The sequence below is a fragment of the Nostoc sp. TCL26-01 genome (assembly GCF_013393945.1).
Lineage (GTDB): Bacteria > Cyanobacteriota > Cyanobacteriia > Cyanobacteriales > Nostocaceae > Trichormus.
The window spans coordinates 3,972,184-3,994,399 of the sequence record NZ_CP040297.1 but is presented as its reverse complement, the minus strand read 5'-3'; the positions used below and the strand labels follow the sequence as shown (position 1 = coordinate 3,994,399).

The following is a 22,216-nucleotide window of genomic DNA, read 5'->3' as shown; positions in this document are numbered from 1 at the left end:
CTTGTAGGGACAGGTACTACTATTATTTTCCCACACCTTCCACCGCTCCCAACGCCAAAAGTGCCGATCGCTGCGCTGCTGTTAACCCAGCCACTCCCCTAATGTTCATCCCTTCATAAAGGCGATCTACCTTCAGGGTTTTAATGCACTCAATAGTTTCCATATCCCAAAGCTTAATTCCCGTATCTGGACTAGTATGAACCAAAATATTACCAACAGAATTAAAGCAAACAGAACATACTCCACTACTATGAGTATGCAACTGTTTTAAACAGGTAAAGTTATTGATATCCCATAGGCGAATTGTTTGGTCAGAACTGGCGGATGCCAAGATGGAACCATCAGGGCTAAAACTGACTGACCATACAGTAGAAGTATGTCCTTGCAACACTTTTACGCAAGTAAAGTTACTGGTATCCCACAATCGAATTGAGCCATCAACACTAACACTAGCCAGCATTTTACCATTAGGGCTAAAACTCAATGACCAGACTTGATCAGTGTGACCTGGCAAAGTTTTGATAAATTTCCCTTCACCCACATCCCACAACTTAACCAAGCAATCCCCACTACCTGTAGCTAAAATGTTGCCATCAGGACTAAAGCTAACTGACCAGATGTCACCTGTATGATCTTCTAATGTTTTTACACATTTATGCTTGTGAATATCCCACAATTTCACGCTCTTGTCTCTACTAGCACTAGCCAAGGTTTGACCATCAGGACTAAAGCTAACTGATGTTACTCCACCGCTATGACCGTATAAAGTTGTAATACAATGACCGGAAATAACATCCCACAACTTAATGCTTTTGTCATGACTGCCACTCGCTAATATAGAACCGTCAGGACTAAAGCAAACTGACCATACCCAATCTGTGTGACTTTGCAAAACTCTAGTACAGTATCCAGACGCAACATCCCATAGCTGAACTAAACCATCTAAACTACCTGTTGCCAACATACAATCATTAGAGTTAAAGCTGACCGGATGTACCCCGCTATGATGACCCTGTAAAGTTCTCACGCACAAACCTTTACTTACATTCCAAAAACGCACGCTGGAATCTTGAGCAACACTAACTATGGTTTGACCATCTGAACTAAAAGTGACTGAGAACACGTCACTGGTATGTCCGTGAAAAATTTTAATGCACGTACCTTGCTGGACATCCCACAACCTCACAGTGGAGTCAAAACTACCTGTGGCTATGGTTTGGCCATCTGAACTAAAGCAAACTGACCGTACTTCATTTTTATGGCCTTGAAATGTTTTGATATAAGTACCTTTACTCACATCCCATAATCGAATAGAGTTGTCACTACTGCTACTGGCTAGAGTTTTACTATCTGGACTGAAGCAAACCGATAATACGCTACTATCATGACCTAGCAATTTTTTTATACAAATACCTTCACTGACATCCCACAAGCGAATATCGCAATCATCACTACCACTTGCCAGGATAGAACCATCAGGACTAAAGCTAACTGACCATACCCCACTATTATGACCATGCAATACTTTGAGACACTTACCTAGACGGACATCCCACAACCGAATAGAAGTGTCTACACTACCACTTGCGAGAGTTTGGCCATCCGGACTAAAAGTGACAGAGTAAACAATACCTGTGTGTTGATCTAAAATTTTTAAGCAATCTCCCGTTTGTGTATTCCACAATTTGACAAGTCCATCATGACCACCACTTGCCAGGATTTGCCCATCTGGACTAAAAGCAACCGTCCAAACCCAATTCTTATGTCCCTTAAACATCAACAAGTTTTTTCCATCTGCCACTTGCCACAAATGAATTTGTCCATCCATATCACCCGTAGCCAACAGTTTTCCATCTGGACTCAAGGCAAGTGAAAAAATACTCTTTAAGCTTTTAGCAAATACAGACTGATCAAAAGTAGTATTTTGAAAATTAACTCCAGCTAAATTTACACCTTGTAAGTACGCTTGCCTCATGCTCAAATTTGAGAAGTCATACCCCTGTAAATTTACTTGCAAATGCTTTAACAAATTGAGGACATTGCCCCCAGCATAGCCAGTTAAGATTGCAGCTTGATGTCTTTGCTGCTCTAATATATCCTGCAACAAAATTACCAATTTTTGTTGACTGCCTAACTCTATTAACAATTGCTCAAGCAGGGGTTGGACAATTAATTGCTTTTGTGTCTCCCTGATGTAGTCTTTGCTTGTTGCTTTGATTAAAGCATGAGTTTGGAATAAGCCTAAACGGATAGACTTTTCCCCTACTAATTGTTGACAAACTTGTTTAACCAATCGCTGGGTAGTATATTCCATCACGACTGGTTGCAGGAAGAAATGTTCGCCGCTTTTTTCAATTAATGACCTTTGCAATAAAGATTTAATTGCTGAAGGTACGAGACGCTGGGAAGAAGATGTCACTATATCAGTAACTAACTCGCTAAGAAATACTGGCTCTCGATTAATTGTCAGCCAATACATTACTTCTGTTTCTACTGGTGACAATTGGTAGAACTGCCGTTCTAACAAGTCACCAATGTCCTCAAAAATTAGTATCCCGCGTTCCACATACTCTAAAACCGGCGCAATTCTACCGTCGAAAAGCTCTTGAGTTCCTGCTGCTACTATCTTGAGCGCTAAAGGATTTCCCCCGTAATGCTCAATGAGTTCTTGCCATTGTTGTTCTGTACCCGTGAATTGTCCTTTTTGTTGAAATAGCTCTTGTCCTTCGGTAGGATTTAACCCCTTTAATGCTAGAGATTTTACTCCTGTTCTCTCTCCTTCTAACGCTACCATTTCTCTGGGTTTTTCTCTGGAAGTGAAGAGAACACAACTTTTATGTGGTACTTCGCCAACGCGCTTGAGTAATTGACCATATCCCTCGTACCCAGCACGACATTGCCCTGCTTGACCACCAGCGAGAATTGTCTCAACATTATCTAAAATCAGCAGACATCGGTTTGATTGCAAACATTCCATCAGCTTTGCTAGTTTGCTATCAAAACTTTCGGCGATCGCTATCTCCTTTTGCAACGCCGACAGGAAAGATTGCAGGATGTTGGTGATTTGCTCCTCTACTGGCGGTGCATTTTGCAGGCTGCGCCACACCACTACCTCAAATTCGCTGTGAATTTGTAGTCCTAACTTCACCGCTAAAGTGCTTTTGCCAATACCACCAATTCCTATGAGTCCAACTAACCGACACTGTTCCTCTAATATCCACTGTTGTAGCTGCAATAATTCTGGACTGCGACCAAAAAACACAGATACATCCGGTGCTTCTGCCCAATCATACTGGGGGTTTGCTTGTCGAGTTTCTAGTACCTCTAAGGTCGAGGTTGTCCGGGTATAATCGCTTTTACACAACTCCAACCCAAAGGCATCGAAGGCGTACTGCAAGGAACTTTTATCTACAGGTTCCAAGCGTGCCAATATTCTAGATATAGTGTGTAGAGCTAAACGGGTGCGATCGCTTAGTTCTTCTAAAGAAAAGCTATCTCCACCATTCTCATCAGATTCGGCTTGAGCTTTGGCATCTCGAAATTTCTTCCAGCCGTTGAGGGTCAAGATTACACCCCGATTGCGTCGAGCTTTTTGCTGTATCATTTTTCAAGAACAATATCCTAGACTGATATTAGCAGTCTCAGTAAATTTACGATAGTAACTCAGCTTAAGGAAATCTGAACTTTTTAACCAAAGAGTTTAAGTATTTTCCTGGGATAAATCTTTTACTGGTGGTTGCTCAACTAAACCTAGATTGGGAGGTAGGGCAACATAAATGAGATGATCTACCCATTGCTCGTTCTCGTAAAGAAAGCCACGACGAATACATTCTTTTTGCATACCGACGCTTTCAGCTAGGGCAATTGATGGTTGATTATCTAGGTTAATAGCGGCTTCAATGCGATGATAACCCAGCGTCTCAAACCCAGCAATCAAGGCAGATCGAACGGCTTCCTTCCCAAAGCCTTTTTGCCAATATTGATTATGAATTTCGTAGCCTAAAATTGCCCACTGATATTCACGGCGACGAATTGTTGATAAGTCGATGTTTCCCAAGTGCTGATTAGTTTGGCGTGAGAAAATTCCCAAGACAAAAATCTGATCGCTTAACGCTTGCTGTTGATGACGCTGACACAAATCTGTAAACCACTGGCGATCGCAATGAGCTAAACTAACCAATCCATCATCATATTGATGTTGTTTGGGTAATCTTCCCGAAAAGCCGGCATACCAAACTTCGTAATCACTTGGCATTTGAGGACGCAGGATCAATCGTTCAGTCTGAATTGTCAATGTCCAGGAAGTTTCACTCATGCGCAAGAAACGGGTGGCTTTTAAGTCTTTAGAGTCAGTAAAGTAAAACAGAAACCTACCTTAGACTAAATGATTTTCCTGAAGAGTGTGAGTATCCATAACACTGAAGACTATAATCGGATTGCTCAGGCGATCGCCTTCATGCGGCAAAATCACCAGAGTCAGCCTGATTTAGCAACGGTAGCACAACATATAGGACTGAGTGAATATCATTTTCAACGATTATTTACTCAATGGGCAGGTATTAGCCCGAAGCGTTTTTTGCAATATCTCAATGTTGAGTATGCCAAGTCTAAAATTACGCAGACGAAAAATCTTCTAGACTTGACTCTGGATGTAGGTTTATCGAGTCCAGGACGATTGCATGATTTATTTGTAAATTTAGAAGCCATGTCTCCAGGAGAGTTCAAAGCAGGTGGAGCAGGTTTGCAAATTCGCTATGGTATTCACGAAACCCCGTTTGGTAAATCTCTGATTGCAACAACTATGCGTGGCGTTTGTAATCTCTACTTTTTGGATGGGGATGAGCATCTGTCTGAGCAAACACTCCAGTTAGAATGGAAAAACGCACAGATCATTCGTGATCAACAAGCGACTCAGTTATTATCTGAGCAGATTTTTTATTCAGTCAGCTTAAGCACAGAGAAACCGTTAACACTCTTGGTTAAAGGTACTAACTTTCAGATGCAAGTGTGGCGATCGCTGTTAAAAATTCCCGTTGGTGGTATTATTACTTATCAGACGGTAGCAGAAATGATTGGTCGTCCAACAGCAGTGAGAGCTGTGGGTAATGCTGTTGGTAAAAATCCCATCAGTTATTTAATTCCTTGCCATCGCGTGATTCGGGAGTCAGGGGAACTTGGGGGTTATCGATGGGGACTAGAGCGTAAGATTGCTATTTTGGGCTGGGAAACAAGTGATGGAGTTGCGTGATTGTGGGTAATCTTTGCAACTCCATCAGTGGCTATTGTCATTTTTATACAACCAAGTGATTTGGCTGTGTTTGTAGACTGGTTACATACGTGTAAGCGCGACGATTTTAGTTAACTTGTCAGTTGCTAGTCCATCTAGTTCATTGAGGTGTAGCCAACCTTCCTTAACTAATCTGGCGAAGACAAAGATTAAAACGGAATATCTATAGTCATATTTACCATCTATCTCGTGTCTCCTAGCGCTTAAGAAATTGTGTAATTGCCACACATCATTCAGTTCAGAAACTGTACTGGCTTGTTCACGCACTTCTTGAACCAAAGTACTGATTTCTCGCTCATAGGCTTTCTCGAAAGCTGTTTGAGCTACCTTCTCCTCTACCTTAGACCACTCAATGTCACTCACTTGCATTACTCTGTGCCATTTACTGAAAAGAACTGAGCGCTCTTGACCACAGAGCGCTCACACAACCGGTTACAGTCTATTTAGACTGAGCATTTCTCTAACGAACTAGATTTAAAAGTTCTTTAGGAGATGCTAACAAATCGATGGCGACAAAGAAAATCTTGCCATCGGGATTGAGCAAGAAGCGCCAAGCCATGTTCATACCCACAGCCGCACCAAACCAGGGAGTTTGGACTTTGCCGGTAACTTTGATTTGGGTATAACCATCTTCTGCGGGTTCAGAAACGCCTCGTTCGGGGATTAATTTCAGGTTTTGGCATTCTTCGTTGAAGAACCGCAATACAGCATCTCTACCCACAATAGGTCTTTGGAAAGGAGGTTGGAGAGCGCCATCGGGAGCAAATAGACCAATCAGTGCGCCAAAGTCGTTGGCGTTGAGATTGTCCATGTAACTTAGCACGGTGGGATTGGTTACACCTTCGATGGTGACTTGAGTACGTTGTGATGCTTCTTTAGGTGCGACAACAGGTTCGGCAACTTTGGTATAGTCACCCAATTTGTTGGGATCAAATCCCATATCAACTACCGCACTGCGTAAAACTGTAATCTGTTGACCTTGATCTAGTTCTCTAACTGCTTGCAGTACTGCTGAGGCGTTCGCGGAAAGCTCATAGCCAGAGGGAATAGGAGCAACAATACCCTGAGCCATCCATTCTCCTAGCTGATACCAGAAGCCAAGTTTGATATTTGGTGACCAGGTTGCATAGGTGCGACAGATTGGTGTGTCTGTACGGTTTGCCAAATCACACATGACTTGTGTCTGCTCTTCAAAAGTCATTTTGCGGATTTGTTCGAGGACTCCTTCAGCAAACTGCATTCTTGCCGCACCGGGAGCTGCAACTGTGATGGTGTTACCCATTTCTAGGTAAGCAAACCATGTCCATGCTAGTTGGTCTTCGGCATTGAGCTGATTAAATCTAGCGATCGCTGCTGGTACTGCATCAGCCGATAGTGTTTTCGGGAAAATACTCCGAGCTGAGTCAATGGTAAATGGCATATTATCAAACCTTTCTAAATTTACCTGAGAACGATCAGAGGGTAATGTTTTACTCTCGTTGATTAAGTTATCACAAAACTTTACATAAATTAACAAAAGTTTTTATTAGGATTTTTTATGCCGTATATTGGCGATTAAATATGGCTTTTCGCTATGGTGTTTGTGGTTAAGAATGATTTATTGAACCACAGAGGCACAAAGACACAGAGGAATTTGTCTTGACAAGTTAAGTATTTTGGCAATTAAATATAGTTTTTTCGGCTTTAGTCTGGGAAGGCTAAACCGGTTCTGGGATCACGGATATACAAACCTAGTGTCAGACTACGCATCACCTCATCCCAAACAGGTGTCATTTGTTCTGCTTGATCTGCCCAAAACTCGAATGTAATCAAGCATTGCACATTTGACCCTAAACCGATGCAAATCCGGGAAAAAGCGTCTCTTGGTTCTTCTTGAGTGTCGATAAACTTCAGTTCTGTCCAGACAATCTTGGCGGTTTGGCGCTTGAGGGTAATTATTTCCCCTTTTTCAATCACGTCACGGCTGTCGTCTTCTACAACTTTTTTTAAAGTAGATTTGAGAGGAAATAGGCTCCAGTCGCGGGGAGGTAGTTGATTGAAGGATACTTCTAAACAACTATCATCATCAGGTGGTTGTTTATCGCAGAACTTAAAGGATTTTTCTTGTGGCTCAAAATGCCAGTCTTGGGGGACGTTGAAGCGAACAGCCCCACGATTGGCCACAAAAATTTTATAGCCTGATGGAGATTCCCAGCGATGGTCGGGTTTTAGTTCAAGCGTTTCTTTAATCCACTGGAGATTGCTTTTTTTACGCTTTGTCATAGTTTTTTGCCACTCTGCTGAAAAGGCGATCGCCAACTCTGTTAATATTACCAAATTCCTGAGAGTTGATGTGACTGGCAACTATCGAGATAAATTTGGGTGCATAACGGCGGGAAAGCTGGCAAAGTTGCGTCGTACCCAATTCATCCCTACTTCATTGTTCAACTTTATTTGCTGAGGTGTGTTGGGGTAAATTTTTCCTAGAATTTTGGCATCTTGCTCTATGACTACATCAATCAACTTCAGTAGATTACCTTTGATTAGGTGGGCAATAGGAGAATAGGCTTTCATATACATTAAGACAAATACACGGGATTGATACTCTGCTTCTGGTAGATAAAAATGGCATTCTTTCAAGCTCAAGAGTTGATTCTCACCGTGCATTAATCCCATGAAGGGGAAAAAGTTTTCTAGATGTGCTTCTAATACTTTTGGCATTGCTAGCTGACCGGGATTTTTGAGAATATCTCGCCATGTCGGTCGTTTTCTGGGCTGTGACAAGTAAGCATGGGAATGTAAACCGTCGTCAATAAATTGCTTTACTTGTACTTGTTCAATCTCAAATAATTCTCGATGTGTGCCATTTTGATGGTTGTAGTCGTGCATATTGAGCAGTAGACTCAGAATATCTGTAGGAAGGCTACGTTCTCCTGTAACGCCGATAAACTGGTACTCGGCTGCAATCTCGTTCATCAGGGTGGGTATGGGAATTTGTGGTTGATATCCACCATAAGACCAAATAAAATCTTCTTGGACTATTAATTCTAATGGTTGGATGAGTGATTTGGTTGGTTTTTGGGAACCTGGTAGCACTGTGCAGCCAGAATGGTCGAATTCTAACGCATGAAAAGGGCAGGCGATCGCACTACTACCATCGCTTTTTGTGACACACCATCCTTCAGATAACATTGCACCCATGTGAGGGCAAGCATTGGGTAAGGCATTAATTGCACCATGCTCGTCTTGCCAAAATACGTAATCTTTGCCTAGTAAAGAAATTTTTTTGGGCTGATTGGGTTTGAGCATGGAACGATGTGCCAAAAGCCACGGCGAGCCTTGTAATTGCTTCATAAATATAATCCAAATAACTTATTAATTAGTTAGTAAGTTTAGCAATAGCTTGTAATTACGTCAATTCCCAAGGCACTTTGGTAAGATATAGAGGTTAATTAAGAATCAAAATATTGTGGTTCGATCAGGTAAACGAGATGCTGAAGTGACGCAACAGCAAATATTAGACGCAGCAGAGCGAGAATTTGCTCGACATGGGCTAAAGGGTGCGCGGATGAGTGCGATCGCTGATGGTGCTAAAGTGACAACTGCAACACTCCATTACTATTTTGAAAATAAAGAGAGCTTATATAAATCAGTCTTACAACGCCCTGTTGATGAAGTTCAAAGTAAACTGAGGCAAGTTGACTTTGATAGTTTATCCCCCGAAATCGCCCTTGAGCAGATTATTCGTCTTGCTATTACTAACGAAGCGCAAAATCCTCAACGGCAAATGCTGTGGTTTCAGGAAGCTAGCCAAAACCAGGGAATATACTTTAAAGAGTGTAATGTTTTTAACTTACATGAACCTCTAGTAAAAGTTTTAGAGCGAGGTATTGCAGAAGGGTGTTTTCGTCCCCTGAACCCATTTTTGGCATTGACGCATATATTAAGTGTTTGTCTGTTTTACTTCACTGTGCATGAAAACTGGAAACATCTGACACCAAATATTGAGCGCTTAAATCCAGATATGATTGGAGAACATACAGAGGCAGCGATCGCTTTTATTTTAGCAGGGGTAAAGCGATCGCCTTGACCATCAGACTAGATTAATCGACGACTTGTATACTACGCCACTCCTGCGCCAAAATAGCTGACCAGAGGAGAAAACTGATGAGTATCACTCCAGAAATTGCATCTAACCAAATCAAACTGTGCATTTTCGCAGACATAGGTGTCACACTGGGGAACAGATAGTGTCCTGGACTAGAAACACTCGTAATTGAATACAAGCCAAGCGACAGGTACGCTAACCAAAACATCCCTTTGGTATACAGCCAGTAACCCAAAAATCCCACGGGAGTCATGACAATGACAGTAGCAAAGATCCCAGCAGTTGTGAACCATTGCGGTTCGGGATACTGCTCTATAAATACGGCATTGTCTGTGTAGTGAAGCCAGGTAGAGATGAGATTAAGTAGGATAATAACTAGTAATATTTTTTGAGAGCGTTTGCTAAGATTCACGAGATTCTCCTGATTGCGGGAAAATTCTATTGGCAAGGAAATTCTGCCTTTTTCCTTTAGACATCTGGTAGAAATTAATTCTGCGTTGCCCGAAATCCTTGTAGAGACGTTGCACTGCAACGTCTCTACATTCATTTTCACCAGATGTCTTTTGTGTCTGTGTGGTAAAAAATCATTTATCATGAGAAGGTTGGCGATGATTTTAGTAGTATCCGTCCTGATGCTTGGCGTACAGCTTGACGATATTGGTTAAACATTGGCTCGTACTTTTGCAGTACCTTTTGTGTAAGTTCAGAACCTGCTAACTCTGGGCTACCTGTACCAAATGGGGGGTGGGGCGCATATTCCAGAGTTAATTCTATCTCTCTAGCTAAATCTTCTCCGCACAGTTTTCCTAACACAATTAATGCAGCATCAAAGGAACCAGAAACCGGACTAGCTGTCAGTCGATTTCTGTCGATGACAACTTCGCCGCCTTTGACAGGAATAGCGCCAAAGTGAGCCAGTTCGTCAACAATGTGAAAATTGCCTGTTGCCCGGTAGCCTTGAAGTAAACCCGCAGCCCCAAGGTTTAAACTACCAGAACAAATACCAATGAGATACTTTGCTTTGTTGCCTCGGTCTGCTAAGAATGCTAGGGTTTCTTCATCGGTCAAGATATTTGTTGTTGTAGCGCCAATGGCAAGGACATCTAAATTTTCTGGACACTCACTAAAGGTTGTAGTGGCGTGTATGGGAAAACTCGGATAGCCCATGATCAGTTCTTTGTGTTTCCAGATAAAATGAATATCACAGTCAGGAACAACACTAAATATTGTATATACACCAATAATGTCTGGAATATAGCAGTCAGGACTTACACAAATGCCGATTTGCAACTTATTGTCTGTATTTTGAGTGTTCATTTTTTTCCTTAAGTTTCAAATGGAGTCTGAGAGGGTGTTTGAAAAGTTTCAGTAGGTATAAAAATGTCATTCTGACTGGAGCGGAGCGTAAGGAAGAATCTAGGTTTTGTGGCACATACCGAGATGTTTCATTCCGCTACGCTGCATTCAACATGACAAAGAAACAGACTTTTCAAATGGAGTCTGAGTTTAATAGCGATCGCACTGATGTTTTATGGACTAAGCTGGTGGAAACAGAGAATAACGTAAAGCCGATGAGTGGATGCAATACGCCGAGAGGGATTGCAGATTTCAGGTGGATGGTGAGAAATTGTAAGATGAGCAGTATAGGTAAACTGATAGCAAGAGCTTGCACTCGGACAGGAAAGGGACTCAAATATGCCCATATCGCCAGAATCAGCGACAAGCCACAATACCCACGTACTAATAAAACGTGTAAATTCCACCACTCCGGCTGATAGAAATACGCCATTCCCACAGTTAGCACTTGGACACCTAAGCAGAGATTGAAAAGCACTGCTACAATATGAAACTTGAAGTCAATTTGTTGCCGAGATGTCGGCATTGGCTCAAAACTGGAGTTGATTGTCATACGTGGGTTATTTTTGTAAAGTAAAGCAGTAGAGGACTTGCCTCAATAAAGCCAAGATATAACTTGATTACTAACTACGCATAGGCCTCGATCGAGTACACTTTGCTCAATTTCCATGAATATATCTTTACAGAATCTCTTGCAAGCGATCGCTCATGCTCATGACCAAGAAGAACTACAGCAGGATATCATGGCTCAAGTGGGAGAGTATTTTGCGGCTCAACGCTGGAGGCTGTTTTTTCATGATCAGCTGGCTCTTTTACCAGTGCAATTTCAGAGTGTATTTCAAAGAGCCTTATCTGTAGAATCCAATCCCGTGTTACGCTACCTAGTTGAGCATCATGCACCCGTTCATGAGGGGTTAGTTGTCTCACCAAAAGCTTGGCGGCTGATTTGTCCCCGTGCTGATCACTATCATGTAATGTTAGGCCCCATTGTCAGTAATGGTAACTTGATTGGGGGCATTGGCTTAACACGCGATCGCTCTCATCCTGCTTTTGATACCCAAAACCTAGCAGACTTAAGCGCTTTATGTCTGCATTTATCAACTCGGTTAACAATCATCAGCGCACAGATAAAACCATCTTTAAAGACCGATTGTTTAACACCTCGTCAGATAGAAATTGCTGAACTGGTAGCTCAGGGATTGACTAATGCCGAAATTGGTTCAACTCTCCACATTACAGAACATTCTGTTAAGCAAGCTTTAAAACGGATCTTTCGCAAGCTGGATGTTTCCTCTCGTGCAGAGATGGTTGCTCAATTGTCGTTAAAATCCTGATTTTGGTCTAGACACGCTTACTACTGAAAATTTACTTGATCAATCAACGCTAATTTGAAAATATTACATATTAATTTTAATATTTTGAGTTATCAAATAGCCATATTGTTTTGCAATTTCAGTATTTTTTGTCCGTAAATAGCTATATTGCTTTTTTGTTTTGCTTATTTGTTAACTCATTTCAGTATTTCGCGCAGTTATTTTAGTGTTTTACATCAACAAAAAGCTAAATTGTGTTCTAATTTAGCTTTTTTGCTTACTCATTTGAGTAATTCACGCACTTGTGACAACTATAGCTGTGTAGCAAAAATTATTGCAGATTTGCCGAAATTCTCTCAGGTTGATCAATACGGAAATTTTTTAAGGTAAAGAATGTTAACCGTATTAGATAACAAGGTGGATATCATGGCTCGTAAAAAAAGAACTTCTCAGGTATTAGAAAAAGCAGCTCGTCGCGCAGCGAGTATCAATTCAATTAATCCAAATTTAGATTTAGGTAATGGACTGACTCTACCTGCATTTTTAACTTTGATTGAGACAATGCGAACTAGAGAAAATATTTACAATACTTCCCTTTCTAACCTGGATAAATTATATCTGGAAATGCTGGATACAGAACGCGAGTTAGCAGACATGGCAGAACATATGCTCTTGGGAGTTGCGACTCGATATGGTAAAAGCAGTGTGGAGTATGGTATGGCGGGAGGAGTCCCCAAGAACCAGCGCCGCAAGAAACTGCGAGGTGAGTCGCTAGCTTCCAGTTCACAGGAACCGTTATTTGTTGCCAATGTGGATACCAATACAAATGGAAAGAACGTACCAGTGACAAATTAACATCAATGAGGTGTGTTGTATCTTAGCACAACACACTATAATATTAAGCAAGTATGCGATCGCTATATCAGCTATTCTATGTACAATCAGCTTGTTTTGTTAAAAGCGATCGCCTATAGTGGACATCGTATTGCAACATAATATTACAATCAAATCCATGACAAAATAGTATTGTTGTTCTAGAGCCAATGGGATTATGGTTTCTACCGTCAAACACCGCTATAGTTTAGACGAATATCGAGCGATCGAAGAAAAAGCAGAAGGACGCAGCGAATATCAAGATGGAGAAATTGTCCCAATACTAGGAGAAACGCTCAAACACAGCCGCATCGGTGGTAATATTTTGACTAATCTTACCTCTGTCCTACGCGATACTCAATTCGAGCCAATTAACAGCGATTTAAGACTGTGGATTCCTGAATATCGACGGGGAGTATATCCAGACGTGATGGTTTTTGCAGGTGAACCACAACTGAATGAAGAACGTTTAGATGAAGTGTTAAATCCTATCCTGATTGTAGAAGTTCTATCTCCTTCCACCGCAGATTACGACAGACAACATAAATTTCGGATGTATCGCTCCATCCCCAGTTTTACCGAATATTTATTAGTCGAACAAGATGAACCTTTTGTCGAACGCTATAGTAAACAAACTCAAGGATGGTTGCTGAGTGATTTTAACGGTTTAGACCATTCTATTTTCCTAGAGTCAGTTGGGGTTGATTTACCAATGGCAGAAATTTATCGTGGTGTTGTTTTTGAATAACATTGTTTTGACTACAGCAACCAAGCAAACAAATCTTTAACAGCTAGCTGAAGTTCACCCACAAACGATGGTACAAATATAAGTGCGTCTGGTTCATCAAATACTTCTGTTTCTTGCTTAGGACGATAAACAAACACCGTTTGCTCATCTGGATCAATTAACCAACCCATTTGAGTTCCATGCTTCAGACAATGAAGAATATTTTTTGTCACTTTTGTCTGACTTTGATCAGGTGATAAAATCTCAATTGTCCAGTCTGGAGCAATAGAGAAAGTATTAGCCACCTCACCATTTTCATCACGTGGGATGCGACTCCAAATAAACACAGACACATCTGGAACTGTTGAGTGTCCACCAAAGGTACAACGCAACTCTAAAAATACTCGTCCAACCTGTCGTGGTTTAAGGATTATGTTAACGTTAGTAGAAAACTCCCCTTGAATTGCGCTGTGTTTTCCTTTTGGTATTGGCTTCTGGATAATTTGACCGTCTATGTATTCACTAGCAGGTTTCGTTTCTGGTAGTTTCAGAAACTCCTCTAAAGTTATAGATTTAGATGGGGTCTGTACCATTGAGACTCTTTTGACGAGGTAGTTTAATTAGCTTTATCAACATTCTACTGCAAAATAGATGTGAGGTTGAACTTATATAAATATACATCGTGATGTGGCAAGGTTAAAATATTGTATTAGTAGGTTGGTTGGAGGCTCTGCTAACCCAACATAATCTAAGAAACACAACGTATATCTTAATGTTGAGTGAAGCTACCACTACAATCAACATACAATTTTTGAGCAATATCTTAGCCTTGCCACGCTATTACAATACTTTCTTTAATTTGGAATTTTGAATTGTTAAAAGGTATTCCCAATGGCTTATAGCGACTTTACTTTGAGTACATTTAAAAATAAATTCAAGATTCATATTAATGAACAAACTGATTTGCTGGCAAATATTGAGCCTATAAAGATAAGTGATACACTAACAAATACTCTAGAAGAAACCACAGAGTTAGCTTTAGCAATCAATACAGAAAAAGCGCGCTCAGAAATGATTATTACACCAATTTTATTGGAGGTAAGACGTAAAGCGAATTATCAGATTAGTTTATTTTCAGGAACAGAGTTTAATGTTGAGCCAGAGAAAGGGTTGAATGGTTATTGTGATTTTGTGATCAGTCGTTCAAAGGAACAGTTGACAATTAATGCACCAGTCATGATAATTGTTGAGGCCAAAAATGAAAATATTAAAGGTGGATTAGGTCAATGTATGGCAGCGATGTTGGCAGCACAGATATTTAATGAGCAGCAAAGCAACCAAATTAAAACTATTTATGGCGCAGTAACAACAGGAGATATTTGGAAATTCTTGAAGCTGGAAAATGCTAATTTATTTGTTGATTTGAATAATTATTATATTAAAGAAGTAAATAAGATTTTAGGAATTTTACATCAAGGTATTCAAGGTTAGAAGCACTTCTTTAGCTGAGAGATAAGTTTTTACCTAATTAAAACATTTAATTGAAGAAGAATTCAGAAGTCAGAATACCCTATGGGAGCTTGCTACATCCACCAGTCGTACAGAATTCAGCATGAATTCTGACTCCTGACTCCTGTTTGATAAAATCTAGCTGATGTCATCTCTTAAATTCCGCAAATTCCAGCTTTCTTAAATCCTCATACTTGCTTTGTAATCTGCGGAAATTACTTTCAATCAAAGGAAAAAGTTTTTCTGGAAAAGGTTCATTCATATCCACAGGATTAAATCTTTCGAGTTCTTTTACTGAACGAATTGTTTTGTAAACTGCAACGTGCTTAATATATTTTAATAGCTCATCTATCAAGTCTTTGCTATTAGTGGAATTTTCTGCCAAATGAATTTTAGACTCTATAATCTCAACTATTTCTTGATGATTTTTGAGAATAAATTCTTTCTCTATCGCCACACTTGCAGCTTCTGGTAAAACATTTTGTTCTGGACTTAAAGATTTTATGCGTTTCCACATCACATTATCTTTCTCCAGCCTTAAGTATATCGGCCAGTAAAACTCAGAGATTTGTCTTTCAATCAATGCTAACTCTGAATTATAGCGAGTCATAGCAATTTGATTTTCTAGTTCAGAAATATGTTGCTGCTGTTGATTTTCTAGTTCAGCAATCAGTTGTCTTTGATGATATTTCTCATTAGTTTCATTTTTAAAAATCTCAAATCTTTTATTCAGCCAGTATCCTGCTACTAAAACAATGCCACCAAGTAAAATCTTATCCAGAACTAATTCAATAATCTTTTCAGTAAGAGCCATTTAGTGATTATCTCCCTTATACAATGTCAGACTAAAAATAATCTCACAATTGTAACCAGGAGTATGAACAATCAACCTACGTAATATTACAGATCGCCTAATTTTCTAGTACTTATGTTAAATTAACTTTGAGAAGTGCGATCCCTACGGTAAGCTCCGCTAACGCACTCCTCAAAACACCTCTTGATAAGTCGTGCGTCTGTTAATTGCGATCGTTGCCATTAGGGTCTGACAGTTGCATTACCTCAGAAAAACGTGAATACTGAACCATATCAGTAGGAGGATAATCTGCCGACACTGCTATTAAGCCAATTTTTATATCTTCTAAATAAATTATCCCTCCAATACGTCCTTTAACTTGGAAAGGGCCATGAAATAACTGGTACTTGGCAATGTATATCAAGAAAAAATTACTAATTTTTGTTGCCTTACCAAACATTTGCTGACAAGTTTTGTGGACAACAACATTTAAGTATTCATTATGAGCAGGTTCACCCATATCAGTGAATTCGGGATGATCTGCAAAATGATCCATATAAAATGACCAGATCACAGAAAGGTCTGCTTCCTTGGCCAGTTTTTGCTTAAGTTCCTGCAATCGTTTGATTTTCATAGTCTAGATATTGATAAGATGGGGCGAGCAGACAACACTGTTAACAATTTACCAGAGCGATCGCTCCAACACCTCTGCTTTTAATAAATAAGTACAGCAGTGATCTGTGTATGGTATGGTACTTCTTCTAAGATACAGGAGGGCTTCAGCATTAATTCATGTTCGTGATAAAATAGCATAAGCAAGCTGATGCAACGCTCCTTCTACTATTCCCAGTCTTCATACTTCAAGCCCTGAATACGACTAAATTCACGGGTGTTATGGGTGACAAGAGTGAGATTATTTGCTAAAGCGATCGCCGCAATTAATAGATCATTTGCTCCAATTGGAGTACCTAAAGCATTAAGACGAGCGCGAAGATTTCCAGCTATTTTTGCAGCTTGACGATCTAGTGGTAAATCAGCAAACTTAGCAAATAGATTTTCTAGATGATCTAGATTTCTGTTAACGTTTGAGCTTTTGTATGCAACGTAATACAATTCACTATAAACAACCGTACAAATGTAAATTTCCTTAAAAGGGATTGATAAAATCTTTTGAGTAACAGGTGAATTTGGTGAATTGAGAATTTGAATACACGCATTTGTATCTAGGAGGTAGGCCATTGAATCTCCTCCCGTTCTTCAAAAGGAAGCTGTTCTGGACGTTCAAGTGGTTCACCTTCCCAACTACCTACTACCTCTTCCACAAATCTATGAGAGTATCCTAACTCTTCCGGCGTTTTGCTCGGAGACTGTGATAATTTTTTGATTACAGGTTGAAAAACAATTACCACATCTAATTCTTGGTTGGCAATTTCAGGTGGAAGCTGGATTTGTAAAATTCCATCATCACCAATATATGTTCTAATTTTAATACTTTCCATCACCTGATCTGCTAACTAGAACCCGATATCCTTATAATATCTTGCTTATCGTTATGATTAAATTTACCAGATCAAACTCAGTGGTGATGGTCGTCGACCAACCGTAGGTCATCGCCTGCTGTAATTCCCTAGCTTCAAAATCACTCAAAATTCCAGCAAACTTCGCCATAATTTTGATTTTACAAATCATCTTTGTCTAATTCGCTAAGTACATCTGCTAAATCTCTTGCTCCATGAAATATCCGCAGAATTTCAATGGTAGTATCCTCAATACGATAGAAAATTAGATAATCCTGAAAATCTTTGATGCGCCATTGTCGGATTTCATTCAATCTCGATACCACTAACTGCGTTACCTTTCCCATCTTAGGAGTCTTTGCCAACTGAGCAAATGTCACTTCGGCGGCACTTAAGAATTTAACTGCTGCATCTGCATTCCCATTGACCAATATATAATTTGCCAAATGTCGCAAATCTTGTGTTGCTCGGTCTTTGACAATTAAGCGATAGTTCATCTGTCGCTTGGATTTCCTATGCTGTTCTGACCTAAAACGGTAGAACGCAAATTCTGCCAATATTCCGGTGTTACTTCCTGCCCTTGAGAATCAATACCTTCTTTTAAAAATGCTTCTAATTTTGCTTGTGCCTTGCGTTTTTGATCTTGCTTTACTAAATCCAGAAAATATTCCTCAACGCTGCTATATGCACCTGCCATTACTTGAGCTTCTACATAAACGCGCACCTCATCAGGTATATCAATACTGATATTCATCGACTTTCAAACATAACTACGCTTATTATTTTAACTCTGTGCGGCATCAGCTTTGTAAATTACCTCAACAATGGGCTTTTTCGAGTATTCATCGTTTTATTGAGCAAAAGATTTATCCGTTAGATTGGGGTGGTGGTGAAGTTCAGCTTTCATCAAATGTTTGGGATGTTTGAGAGGGTGGTGTGTTGCGCCTTGCGGCAACACACCCTACTTTTTCTTTCTTTTTTATCCTATCAAATTCTTGGTGGAGATGGTGGTGGAGTTTTTCCACCAGTGCTTGCCCATATTACAAAGCCCAAAAAGGTAAGAATGCCACCTGCCATTCCTGCAAAGAAGTTGTTATTCTCTCGCTGAGTTTCCAAGCGATTATTATTGTTGGCATCATTAATACTTTGCAATATTTTCGCTATCTCTAATTTATATTTTGCCAATTCCATCAACACTTTTGCTACTTCTGACTTAAAAGAATCGGATTGAGTCTGAGTTGCAAGCAGCCTAATAGTTTCTTCAATAGTCCTTAAAGAATCTGTTACAGAATTAATAACTTGTATTTGTGTAACAGTTGTTCCTTTAAGGTTCTCCATTTGGGCAGAGCTTGCCTGATCGAGACTAGTTTTGATACCCTGTGTTGCAAGTCCCAGAGATGCTAGAAATTCACTGGGAAACATTTCTATTAGCTTTTTTAGGTCTTCAGCAGTAATTTTTTTAGAATTTACCGCATCCATAACTTTGTCTAATTTATCCTGATCCAATGTTTTTAGATCCTGGATACCAGTTTCTTGTTGTATTTTTTCAATGTCATTACTCATTATCCTGTAGTCCTCAACCTGCAAAGATTTATAGGATGCCTCAGAGTCAATATTGACTTATTTCAAAGGGTTCAAAAATAATACAAGTAACACTTAAATTCTCAAAGCGGAAAATAGCGGATTAAAAAAAATTACGAAATAGACGGAAAAAGTCTGAAAAATACGGATAAGGTCTGCTAAAATGCTTTGTAACACTTTACATCCTTAAATATGCAAGTTCACGAACTATTACAATTTGTGGATAACGCTGTTTATCTTAAGACAGGTCAGCATCTCAATGACTTACAGCGTGGAGTTATTGAAGGAACACTAAAGTATCAAACTTACTCTGATATTGCAGATACTTGTGGTTGTAGTCCTGGTCATGCCAAGGATGTAGGGTATGAACTTTTGCAAATGTTATCTGATATTTTTAATGAGCCAGTTGATAAAGGTAATCTTAAATCCGTTTTAGACCGTCAACGGAATATCAATATTTCTCTCGGTGAGAATAGTAGAATTGACAGTAATATAATTGGCTGTATAACAGTTACTTCCAAACAACCAAAAATCAAAGCTAATAAAAATAATCCTGATAGTTATAATTCGCAACAGATTAATAAAAATCAAACTAAAATTTATAAATTACGACAGTTTGGTTTAAATGACGAGCAAATCGCAGAAGCTTTAGATTTACCCTTGGAGGTAGTTAAGCAGTTTTAACAGTAAGCATCATTATTTTACTATTGTGAAAAGCTCAAAAAATATCTGAAACCACTAAAATATTCTTTATTTATAAACATCTCCTCTCATACCAATAGTGTAAATTTCAATTTCACCAGAATCGATAGTAACTGTAAAGATAATTCTAATTTTACCAAGCCGCAGTCTATAAAATCCTTCCCAATCTCCCTTCATTTTTTTAATATCAAGCTCTGTGAAGGGAATAATCCCCTGTTCCTCAATAATAATGAGGAGTTGGTTGAGTTTCTCTTGAATTTTATCAGTCTCTTCAATATTTGCTTTTTCTAAAAACTTAATGGCATTCTTACGAAATTTTATTGCCATATCTAACCCACTCTGTCATATCAACTGATTCCTCTTCTTCATAATCTGATGGTGAACCAAAAATTTCATTCAGTTCTGTTTGTTCTTCATCACTCACATAGGGTATAAGAACTTGACAGAGCAATATTCGCTCTTCTCTCAAAACTTCACGTATGCTCTCTTTAATTAATGCTTTAAGTTCGTGAATTTCCATTGTTTTTTTGATAACACAAGAAATATACTATTTACAAATCGATCCAGTTTCACTTATATAGTTTAAGTATTTGCTTTAAGGTTTTTATTGACATATTTTTTTAGGGATAGATCATAACAGTAGATATGATAACATATCAAAAACCATTAAATTAACTACGCTTGTAAACTAACTCCATCTTTAACTTCTCAATCTCCAACTTTAAGTTTTCATTTTCCATTTTTAACCTTGCATTCTCCTCTCTAATAACCTCAACCTCATTCCTCTTAGTCAAAGCCTGATTAATCGCCAACTTCCGCATATCTAGGGAGAACCAACGCTGATAGGTTTGGGTGTGAACTTGCACACTATGCCCTAAATTATCGGCTGCTGCTTTGATGGGGATGCCTAAAATATGCGCGCGAATTGCCCAGGCGTGGCGTAAGTCATAGGGTTTAAAATCTAAGCCGATTTTACGGAACCACCAGCTAACCCGTTGTGTTAAAGCTGTGATTTCTGCATGATTACTTTTATCTTTTTTACTAATTGCTATTGCCAGCATTTCTAAATATTTGGGGTTTCTTAAATCAAATTCATCTATCCATTCTTTGTGTAATGGTAATGCTTGTCTTTCTCCAGTCTTACATTCTTTATTTACTTTCCATGTTAAGTCTGTGTTTTCTTGGCTTAACCACCAATTAATATCAGGATTAATAAATATTTCTCTGGGGCGTAAACCAAAAACTGCTAACATCCCATACGTCCAGCGCCAGAGTTGCCAGCTATCTTTTACATCGTCGTTAACTTGATTACCTCTGGTAGTTAGATAGTCTGCAAATTTGGTAATTCCTGATAGGATTTCTGTGTCTGTGGGGATGTTGCGGGAATTGCGATCGGGCATTTTGGCATACTTAGACAAATCAATTTCTATATTGAATGTTTGACAAAATGCCGATATGGCTCTGGCAGCATTATATCTAGCCCATTCTTTATCGATTTGTGCGATTGAATTGATGAGATTTTCCGCAGTAGCCAAATCTTGGGGATTTGTGTATCGTTGGGTTCGGGAAAAATAGTAAAAGAAGGTGTGTTCGCTTTTTGTCGTGCGTTTATGGGTTTTAAAATACTCTTCGGCAAATTTTTCTAGTAACTCTCCTACAGTTTTTAAATCTTTTTTATTTACTTCATTGCCTAAATATTTGTCATTCCATGCAAAGGTTTTCCGGGCGATTAATTTACCTAACTCGTAGGCTTCCTCTTCTGCTGTTTTGAGTCCATCTAAGTTAGCAGGAAGATTTAAACTGAGGTTGTATTGTTTTCTGCCAGTGCCGTTTGTATCTTTGTCTCCTGGTTTAATCGGTAATGTTGCTCGTAATTGCAGACTTCCGTTTGATTCCCGGATTGAGACTTTTGTTTTTGCAGACTTCAACCGCAGATTTACCTTTTCTAATTCTTCTAGTACTTTTGTTTTCATGTGTTCTCTTTGCTGCTGTGCTTGCAGACTTGAGCCGAGAAAACTGCCATCGGTAGATGAGACTGGCTCTAAGTCTGCAAAGGCTTGTTGATATTTGTCTTGACCCTGATTTTGTATCACTGTGGTATTAGCCTATATTTAGCCTAAAAATTAATATGTTTTGAGTAAACAATGTTCGGAATTAACACTGCTTATTGTAAACAATAGGCTATTAAACCACAAAAAGAATTACTCCGGCCCTTATCACGGTTATGACGGATTTGCTATCTTCGCTCGTGATATGGACTTAGCACTCAACAGCCCAACTTGGGGATTAATTGGCGCTCCTTGGAAGAAAGCTGCGACAAAAGCTAAGGCTGCTGCCTAATTTCCAGGTAAATAGACGGATAGCCTGGGGTTTTTAGCCCCAGGAATCTGGAGAGGAATGGTGAATGCTGAATGCTGGATAGATAGATATTTTATTCATTATTCATGATTTATCATTCGTGACTCTCTCGA

Annotated in this window: 30 protein-coding genes and 1 pseudogene; 10 read left to right on the top strand and 21 right to left on the bottom strand. The window is 39.4% G+C overall.

Translation table 11 applies throughout. The features are described 5' to 3' along the window. Nucleotides 1–22: 22 nt before the first annotated feature. On the bottom strand, nt 23–3,604 hold the full coding sequence (locus FD725_RS17380) for an NB-ARC domain-containing protein (RefSeq protein ID WP_179049298.1): 3,582 nt from the start codon (nt 3,602–3,604) through the stop codon (nt 23–25). Between the two features lie 96 nt (nt 3,605–3,700). Further along, nucleotides 3,701–4,315 carry a GNAT family N-acetyltransferase gene (locus FD725_RS17375; RefSeq protein ID WP_179049297.1) on the bottom strand — a complete coding sequence of 205 codons (615 nt, stop codon included), beginning with the start codon at nt 4,313–4,315 and terminating at the stop codon, nt 3,701–3,703. 87 nt (nt 4,316–4,402) lie between these two features. On the opposite strand from FD725_RS17375, the gene FD725_RS17370 reads away from it, so the two are divergent. Further along, a complete protein-coding gene (locus tag FD725_RS17370; protein ID WP_256871640.1) occupies nt 4,403–5,248 on the top strand; it encodes a bifunctional transcriptional activator/DNA repair enzyme AdaA in 846 nt (281 codons plus the stop codon). Between the two features lie 81 nt (nt 5,249–5,329). Here the strand turns inward: FD725_RS17370 and FD725_RS17365 are convergent, their stop codons facing one another. The 4 genes from FD725_RS17365 to FD725_RS17350 all read right to left on the bottom strand — a co-directional run bounded on the left by FD725_RS17365 (nt 5,330) and on the right by FD725_RS17350 (nt 8,620). Continuing rightward, nucleotides 5,330–5,656: a hypothetical protein gene (locus tag FD725_RS17365; RefSeq protein WP_179049295.1), complete on the bottom strand. Its 327-nt coding sequence runs from the start codon at nt 5,654–5,656 to the stop codon at nt 5,330–5,332. A gap of 91 nt (nt 5,657–5,747) precedes the next feature. Continuing rightward, nucleotides 5,748–6,707: an orange carotenoid-binding protein gene (locus FD725_RS17360; protein WP_179049294.1), complete on the bottom strand. Its 960-nt coding sequence runs from the start codon at nt 6,705–6,707 to the stop codon at nt 5,748–5,750. A gap of 263 nt (nt 6,708–6,970) precedes the next feature. After that, nucleotides 6,971–7,549: a hypothetical protein gene (locus FD725_RS17355; protein WP_179051571.1), complete on the bottom strand. Its 579-nt coding sequence runs from the start codon at nt 7,547–7,549 to the stop codon at nt 6,971–6,973. Between the two features lie 81 nt (nt 7,550–7,630). Beyond that, nucleotides 7,631–8,620 carry a Rieske 2Fe-2S domain-containing protein gene (locus FD725_RS17350; RefSeq protein WP_179049293.1) on the bottom strand — a complete coding sequence of 330 codons (990 nt, stop codon included), beginning with the start codon at nt 8,618–8,620 and terminating at the stop codon, nt 7,631–7,633. Nucleotides 8,621–8,735: 115 nt separating this feature from the next. Between FD725_RS17350 and FD725_RS17345 the strand changes: the two genes are divergently transcribed. Continuing rightward, nucleotides 8,736–9,356 (top strand): TetR/AcrR family transcriptional regulator, encoded by a 621-nt coding sequence (locus tag FD725_RS17345; protein ID WP_256871639.1) that lies wholly within the window; start codon nt 8,736–8,738, stop codon nt 9,354–9,356. Nucleotides 9,357–9,369: 13 nt separating this feature from the next. Here the strand turns inward: FD725_RS17345 and FD725_RS17340 are convergent, their stop codons facing one another. The 3 genes from FD725_RS17340 to FD725_RS17330 all read right to left on the bottom strand — a co-directional run bounded on the left by FD725_RS17340 (nt 9,370) and on the right by FD725_RS17330 (nt 11,283). Next, the gene (locus tag FD725_RS17340) at nt 9,370–9,921 is read right to left on the bottom strand and encodes a hypothetical protein (RefSeq protein WP_218653121.1); all 552 of its coding nucleotides are present in this window, start codon (nt 9,919–9,921) and stop codon (nt 9,370–9,372) included. A gap of 44 nt (nt 9,922–9,965) precedes the next feature. Next, nucleotides 9,966–10,691: a DJ-1/PfpI family protein gene (locus FD725_RS17335; RefSeq protein ID WP_179049291.1), complete on the bottom strand. Its 726-nt coding sequence runs from the start codon at nt 10,689–10,691 to the stop codon at nt 9,966–9,968. A gap of 172 nt (nt 10,692–10,863) precedes the next feature. After that, a complete protein-coding gene (locus FD725_RS17330) occupies nt 10,864–11,283 on the bottom strand; it encodes a DUF6220 domain-containing protein (protein ID WP_179049290.1) in 420 nt (139 codons plus the stop codon). A gap of 115 nt (nt 11,284–11,398) precedes the next feature. Here FD725_RS17330 and FD725_RS17325 point away from each other — a divergent pair, with 115 nt between their 5' ends. The 4 genes from FD725_RS17325 (at nt 11,399) to FD725_RS17315 (ending at nt 13,664) form a co-directional block, all read left to right on the top strand. Continuing rightward, complete coding sequence (locus tag FD725_RS17325) at nt 11,399–12,064, top strand: LuxR C-terminal-related transcriptional regulator (protein ID WP_179049289.1); 666 nt, start codon at nt 11,399–11,401, stop codon at nt 12,062–12,064. A gap of 405 nt (nt 12,065–12,469) precedes the next feature. Then, nucleotides 12,470–12,898 (top strand): hypothetical protein, encoded by a 429-nt coding sequence (locus FD725_RS17320; RefSeq protein ID WP_179051569.1) that lies wholly within the window; start codon nt 12,470–12,472, stop codon nt 12,896–12,898. 12 nt (nt 12,899–12,910) lie between these two features. After that, entirely contained in the window at nt 12,911–13,039 is a 129-nt protein-coding gene (locus FD725_RS32555) for a hypothetical protein (protein ID WP_256871638.1), read from the top strand. A 55-nt stretch (nt 13,040–13,094) separates the two neighbouring features. Then, a complete protein-coding gene (locus tag FD725_RS17315) occupies nt 13,095–13,664 on the top strand; it encodes a Uma2 family endonuclease (protein ID WP_179049288.1) in 570 nt (189 codons plus the stop codon). Between the two features lie 11 nt (nt 13,665–13,675). Here the strand turns inward: FD725_RS17315 and FD725_RS17310 are convergent, their stop codons facing one another. Continuing rightward, nucleotides 13,676–14,236, bottom strand: coding sequence for a Uma2 family endonuclease (locus FD725_RS17310; protein WP_179049287.1), 561 nt, complete (start codon nt 14,234–14,236; stop codon nt 13,676–13,678). 298 nt (nt 14,237–14,534) lie between these two features. Between FD725_RS17310 and FD725_RS17305 the strand changes: the two genes are divergently transcribed. Beyond that, on the top strand, nt 14,535–15,134 hold the full coding sequence (locus FD725_RS17305) for a hypothetical protein (RefSeq protein ID WP_179049286.1): 600 nt from the start codon (nt 14,535–14,537) through the stop codon (nt 15,132–15,134). Nucleotides 15,135–15,300: 166 nt separating this feature from the next. Here FD725_RS17305 and FD725_RS17300 read toward each other — a convergent pair whose 3' ends face one another. The 7 genes from FD725_RS17300 to FD725_RS17270 all read right to left on the bottom strand — a co-directional run bounded on the left by FD725_RS17300 (nt 15,301) and on the right by FD725_RS17270 (nt 18,216). Next, nucleotides 15,301–15,966 (bottom strand): hypothetical protein, encoded by a 666-nt coding sequence (locus tag FD725_RS17300; protein ID WP_179049285.1) that lies wholly within the window; start codon nt 15,964–15,966, stop codon nt 15,301–15,303. Nucleotides 15,967–16,168: 202 nt separating this feature from the next. Then, the gene (locus FD725_RS17295) at nt 16,169–16,579 is read right to left on the bottom strand and encodes a hypothetical protein (protein WP_179049284.1); all 411 of its coding nucleotides are present in this window, start codon (nt 16,577–16,579) and stop codon (nt 16,169–16,171) included. A gap of 206 nt (nt 16,580–16,785) precedes the next feature. Next, nucleotides 16,786–17,184 (bottom strand): type II toxin-antitoxin system VapC family toxin, encoded by a 399-nt coding sequence (locus FD725_RS17290; RefSeq protein ID WP_179049283.1) that lies wholly within the window; start codon nt 17,182–17,184, stop codon nt 16,786–16,788. Continuing rightward, nucleotides 17,169–17,444, bottom strand: a complete 276-nt coding sequence (locus tag FD725_RS17285; RefSeq protein ID WP_179049282.1) for a hypothetical protein — start codon at nt 17,442–17,444, stop codon at nt 17,169–17,171. The genes FD725_RS17290 and FD725_RS17285 overlap by 16 nt, the downstream gene beginning before the upstream one ends. A gap of 31 nt (nt 17,445–17,475) precedes the next feature. Further along, a complete protein-coding gene (locus FD725_RS17280) occupies nt 17,476–17,613 on the bottom strand; it encodes a hypothetical protein (protein ID WP_179049281.1) in 138 nt (45 codons plus the stop codon). Nucleotides 17,614–17,623: 10 nt separating this feature from the next. Continuing rightward, complete coding sequence (locus FD725_RS17275) at nt 17,624–17,959, bottom strand: type II toxin-antitoxin system RelE/ParE family toxin (protein ID WP_179049280.1); 336 nt, start codon at nt 17,957–17,959, stop codon at nt 17,624–17,626. Beyond that, the gene (locus FD725_RS17270) at nt 17,956–18,216 is read right to left on the bottom strand and encodes a type II toxin-antitoxin system ParD family antitoxin (RefSeq protein WP_179049279.1); all 261 of its coding nucleotides are present in this window, start codon (nt 18,214–18,216) and stop codon (nt 17,956–17,958) included. The genes FD725_RS17275 and FD725_RS17270 overlap by 4 nt, the downstream gene beginning before the upstream one ends. A gap of 38 nt (nt 18,217–18,254) precedes the next feature. On the opposite strand from FD725_RS17270, the gene FD725_RS32550 reads away from it, so the two are divergent. Next, a complete protein-coding gene (locus FD725_RS32550) occupies nt 18,255–18,389 on the top strand; it encodes a hypothetical protein (protein ID WP_256871637.1) in 135 nt (44 codons plus the stop codon). 60 nt (nt 18,390–18,449) lie between these two features. Here FD725_RS32550 and FD725_RS17260 read toward each other — a convergent pair whose 3' ends face one another. Next, entirely contained in the window at nt 18,450–19,025 is a 576-nt protein-coding gene (locus tag FD725_RS17260) for a hypothetical protein (RefSeq protein WP_179049278.1), read from the bottom strand. A 210-nt stretch (nt 19,026–19,235) separates the two neighbouring features. Between FD725_RS17260 and FD725_RS17255 the strand changes: the two genes are divergently transcribed. Beyond that, on the top strand, nt 19,236–19,727 hold the full coding sequence (locus FD725_RS17255; protein ID WP_179049277.1) for a hypothetical protein: 492 nt from the start codon (nt 19,236–19,238) through the stop codon (nt 19,725–19,727). Between the two features lie 66 nt (nt 19,728–19,793). Here the strand turns inward: FD725_RS17255 and FD725_RS17250 are convergent, their stop codons facing one another. From FD725_RS17250 to FD725_RS17240, 3 genes are all read right to left on the bottom strand, one after another. Then, entirely contained in the window at nt 19,794–20,072 is a 279-nt protein-coding gene (locus FD725_RS17250; protein ID WP_179049276.1) for a type II toxin-antitoxin system RelE/ParE family toxin, read from the bottom strand. Beyond that, nucleotides 20,053–20,265 (bottom strand): hypothetical protein, encoded by a 213-nt coding sequence (locus FD725_RS17245; RefSeq protein WP_179049275.1) that lies wholly within the window; start codon nt 20,263–20,265, stop codon nt 20,053–20,055. Before FD725_RS17245 ends, FD725_RS17250 begins: the two co-directional genes overlap by 20 nt. Nucleotides 20,266–20,416: 151 nt before the next feature. Beyond that, on the bottom strand, nt 20,417–21,835 hold the full coding sequence (locus FD725_RS17240; protein WP_179051568.1) for a site-specific integrase: 1,419 nt from the start codon (nt 21,833–21,835) through the stop codon (nt 20,417–20,419). A 100-nt stretch (nt 21,836–21,935) separates the two neighbouring features. Between FD725_RS17240 and FD725_RS33155 the strand changes: the two are divergent. Further along, nucleotides 21,936–22,085, top strand: a pseudogene (locus FD725_RS33155) (nitrogenase molybdenum-iron protein subunit alpha); the annotation flags it as partial. Nucleotides 22,086–22,216: the final 131 nt, after the last annotated feature.

Bases quoted from the DNA above. Each gene is read 5' to 3' on its own strand.
- FD725_RS17380 (WP_179049298.1), bottom strand. From the start codon at position 3,604: ATGATACAGCAAAAAGCTCGACGCAATCGGGGTGTAATCTTGACCCTC.
- FD725_RS17375 (WP_179049297.1), bottom strand. From the start codon at position 4,315: ATGAGTGAAACTTCCTGGACATTGACAATTCAGACTGAACGATTGATC.
- FD725_RS17365 (WP_179049295.1), bottom strand. From the start codon at position 5,656: ATGCAAGTGAGTGACATTGAGTGGTCTAAGGTAGAGGAGAAGGTAGCT.
- FD725_RS17360 (WP_179049294.1), bottom strand. From the start codon at position 6,707: ATGCCATTTACCATTGACTCAGCTCGGAGTATTTTCCCGAAAACACTA.
- FD725_RS17355 (WP_179051571.1), bottom strand. From the start codon at position 7,549: ATGACAAAGCGTAAAAAAAGCAATCTCCAGTGGATTAAAGAAACGCTT.
- FD725_RS17350 (WP_179049293.1), bottom strand. From the start codon at position 8,620: ATGAAGCAATTACAAGGCTCGCCGTGGCTTTTGGCACATCGTTCCATG.
- FD725_RS17340 (WP_218653121.1), bottom strand. From the start codon at position 9,921: ATGAATGTAGAGACGTTGCAGTGCAACGTCTCTACAAGGATTTCGGGC.
- FD725_RS17335 (WP_179049291.1), bottom strand. From the start codon at position 10,691: ATGAACACTCAAAATACAGACAATAAGTTGCAAATCGGCATTTGTGTA.
- FD725_RS17330 (WP_179049290.1), bottom strand. From the start codon at position 11,283: ATGACAATCAACTCCAGTTTTGAGCCAATGCCGACATCTCGGCAACAA.
- FD725_RS17325 (WP_179049289.1), top strand. From the start codon at position 11,399: ATGAATATATCTTTACAGAATCTCTTGCAAGCGATCGCTCATGCTCAT.
- FD725_RS17320 (WP_179051569.1), top strand. From the start codon at position 12,470: ATGGCTCGTAAAAAAAGAACTTCTCAGGTATTAGAAAAAGCAGCTCGT.
- FD725_RS17315 (WP_179049288.1), top strand. From the start codon at position 13,095: ATGGTTTCTACCGTCAAACACCGCTATAGTTTAGACGAATATCGAGCG.
- FD725_RS17310 (WP_179049287.1), bottom strand. From the start codon at position 14,236: ATGGTACAGACCCCATCTAAATCTATAACTTTAGAGGAGTTTCTGAAA.
- FD725_RS17305 (WP_179049286.1), top strand. From the start codon at position 14,535: ATGGCTTATAGCGACTTTACTTTGAGTACATTTAAAAATAAATTCAAG.
- FD725_RS17300 (WP_179049285.1), bottom strand. From the start codon at position 15,966: ATGGCTCTTACTGAAAAGATTATTGAATTAGTTCTGGATAAGATTTTA.
- FD725_RS17295 (WP_179049284.1), bottom strand. From the start codon at position 16,579: ATGAAAATCAAACGATTGCAGGAACTTAAGCAAAAACTGGCCAAGGAA.
- FD725_RS17290 (WP_179049283.1), bottom strand. From the start codon at position 17,184: ATGGCCTACCTCCTAGATACAAATGCGTGTATTCAAATTCTCAATTCA.
- FD725_RS17285 (WP_179049282.1), bottom strand. From the start codon at position 17,444: ATGGAAAGTATTAAAATTAGAACATATATTGGTGATGATGGAATTTTA.
- FD725_RS17280 (WP_179049281.1), bottom strand. From the start codon at position 17,613: ATGGCGAAGTTTGCTGGAATTTTGAGTGATTTTGAAGCTAGGGAATTA.
- FD725_RS17275 (WP_179049280.1), bottom strand. From the start codon at position 17,959: ATGAACTATCGCTTAATTGTCAAAGACCGAGCAACACAAGATTTGCGA.
- FD725_RS17270 (WP_179049279.1), bottom strand. From the start codon at position 18,216: ATGAATATCAGTATTGATATACCTGATGAGGTGCGCGTTTATGTAGAA.
- FD725_RS17260 (WP_179049278.1), bottom strand. From the start codon at position 19,025: ATGAGTAATGACATTGAAAAAATACAACAAGAAACTGGTATCCAGGAT.
- FD725_RS17255 (WP_179049277.1), top strand. From the start codon at position 19,236: ATGCAAGTTCACGAACTATTACAATTTGTGGATAACGCTGTTTATCTT.
- FD725_RS17250 (WP_179049276.1), bottom strand. From the start codon at position 20,072: ATGGCAATAAAATTTCGTAAGAATGCCATTAAGTTTTTAGAAAAAGCA.
- FD725_RS17245 (WP_179049275.1), bottom strand. From the start codon at position 20,265: ATGGAAATTCACGAACTTAAAGCATTAATTAAAGAGAGCATACGTGAA.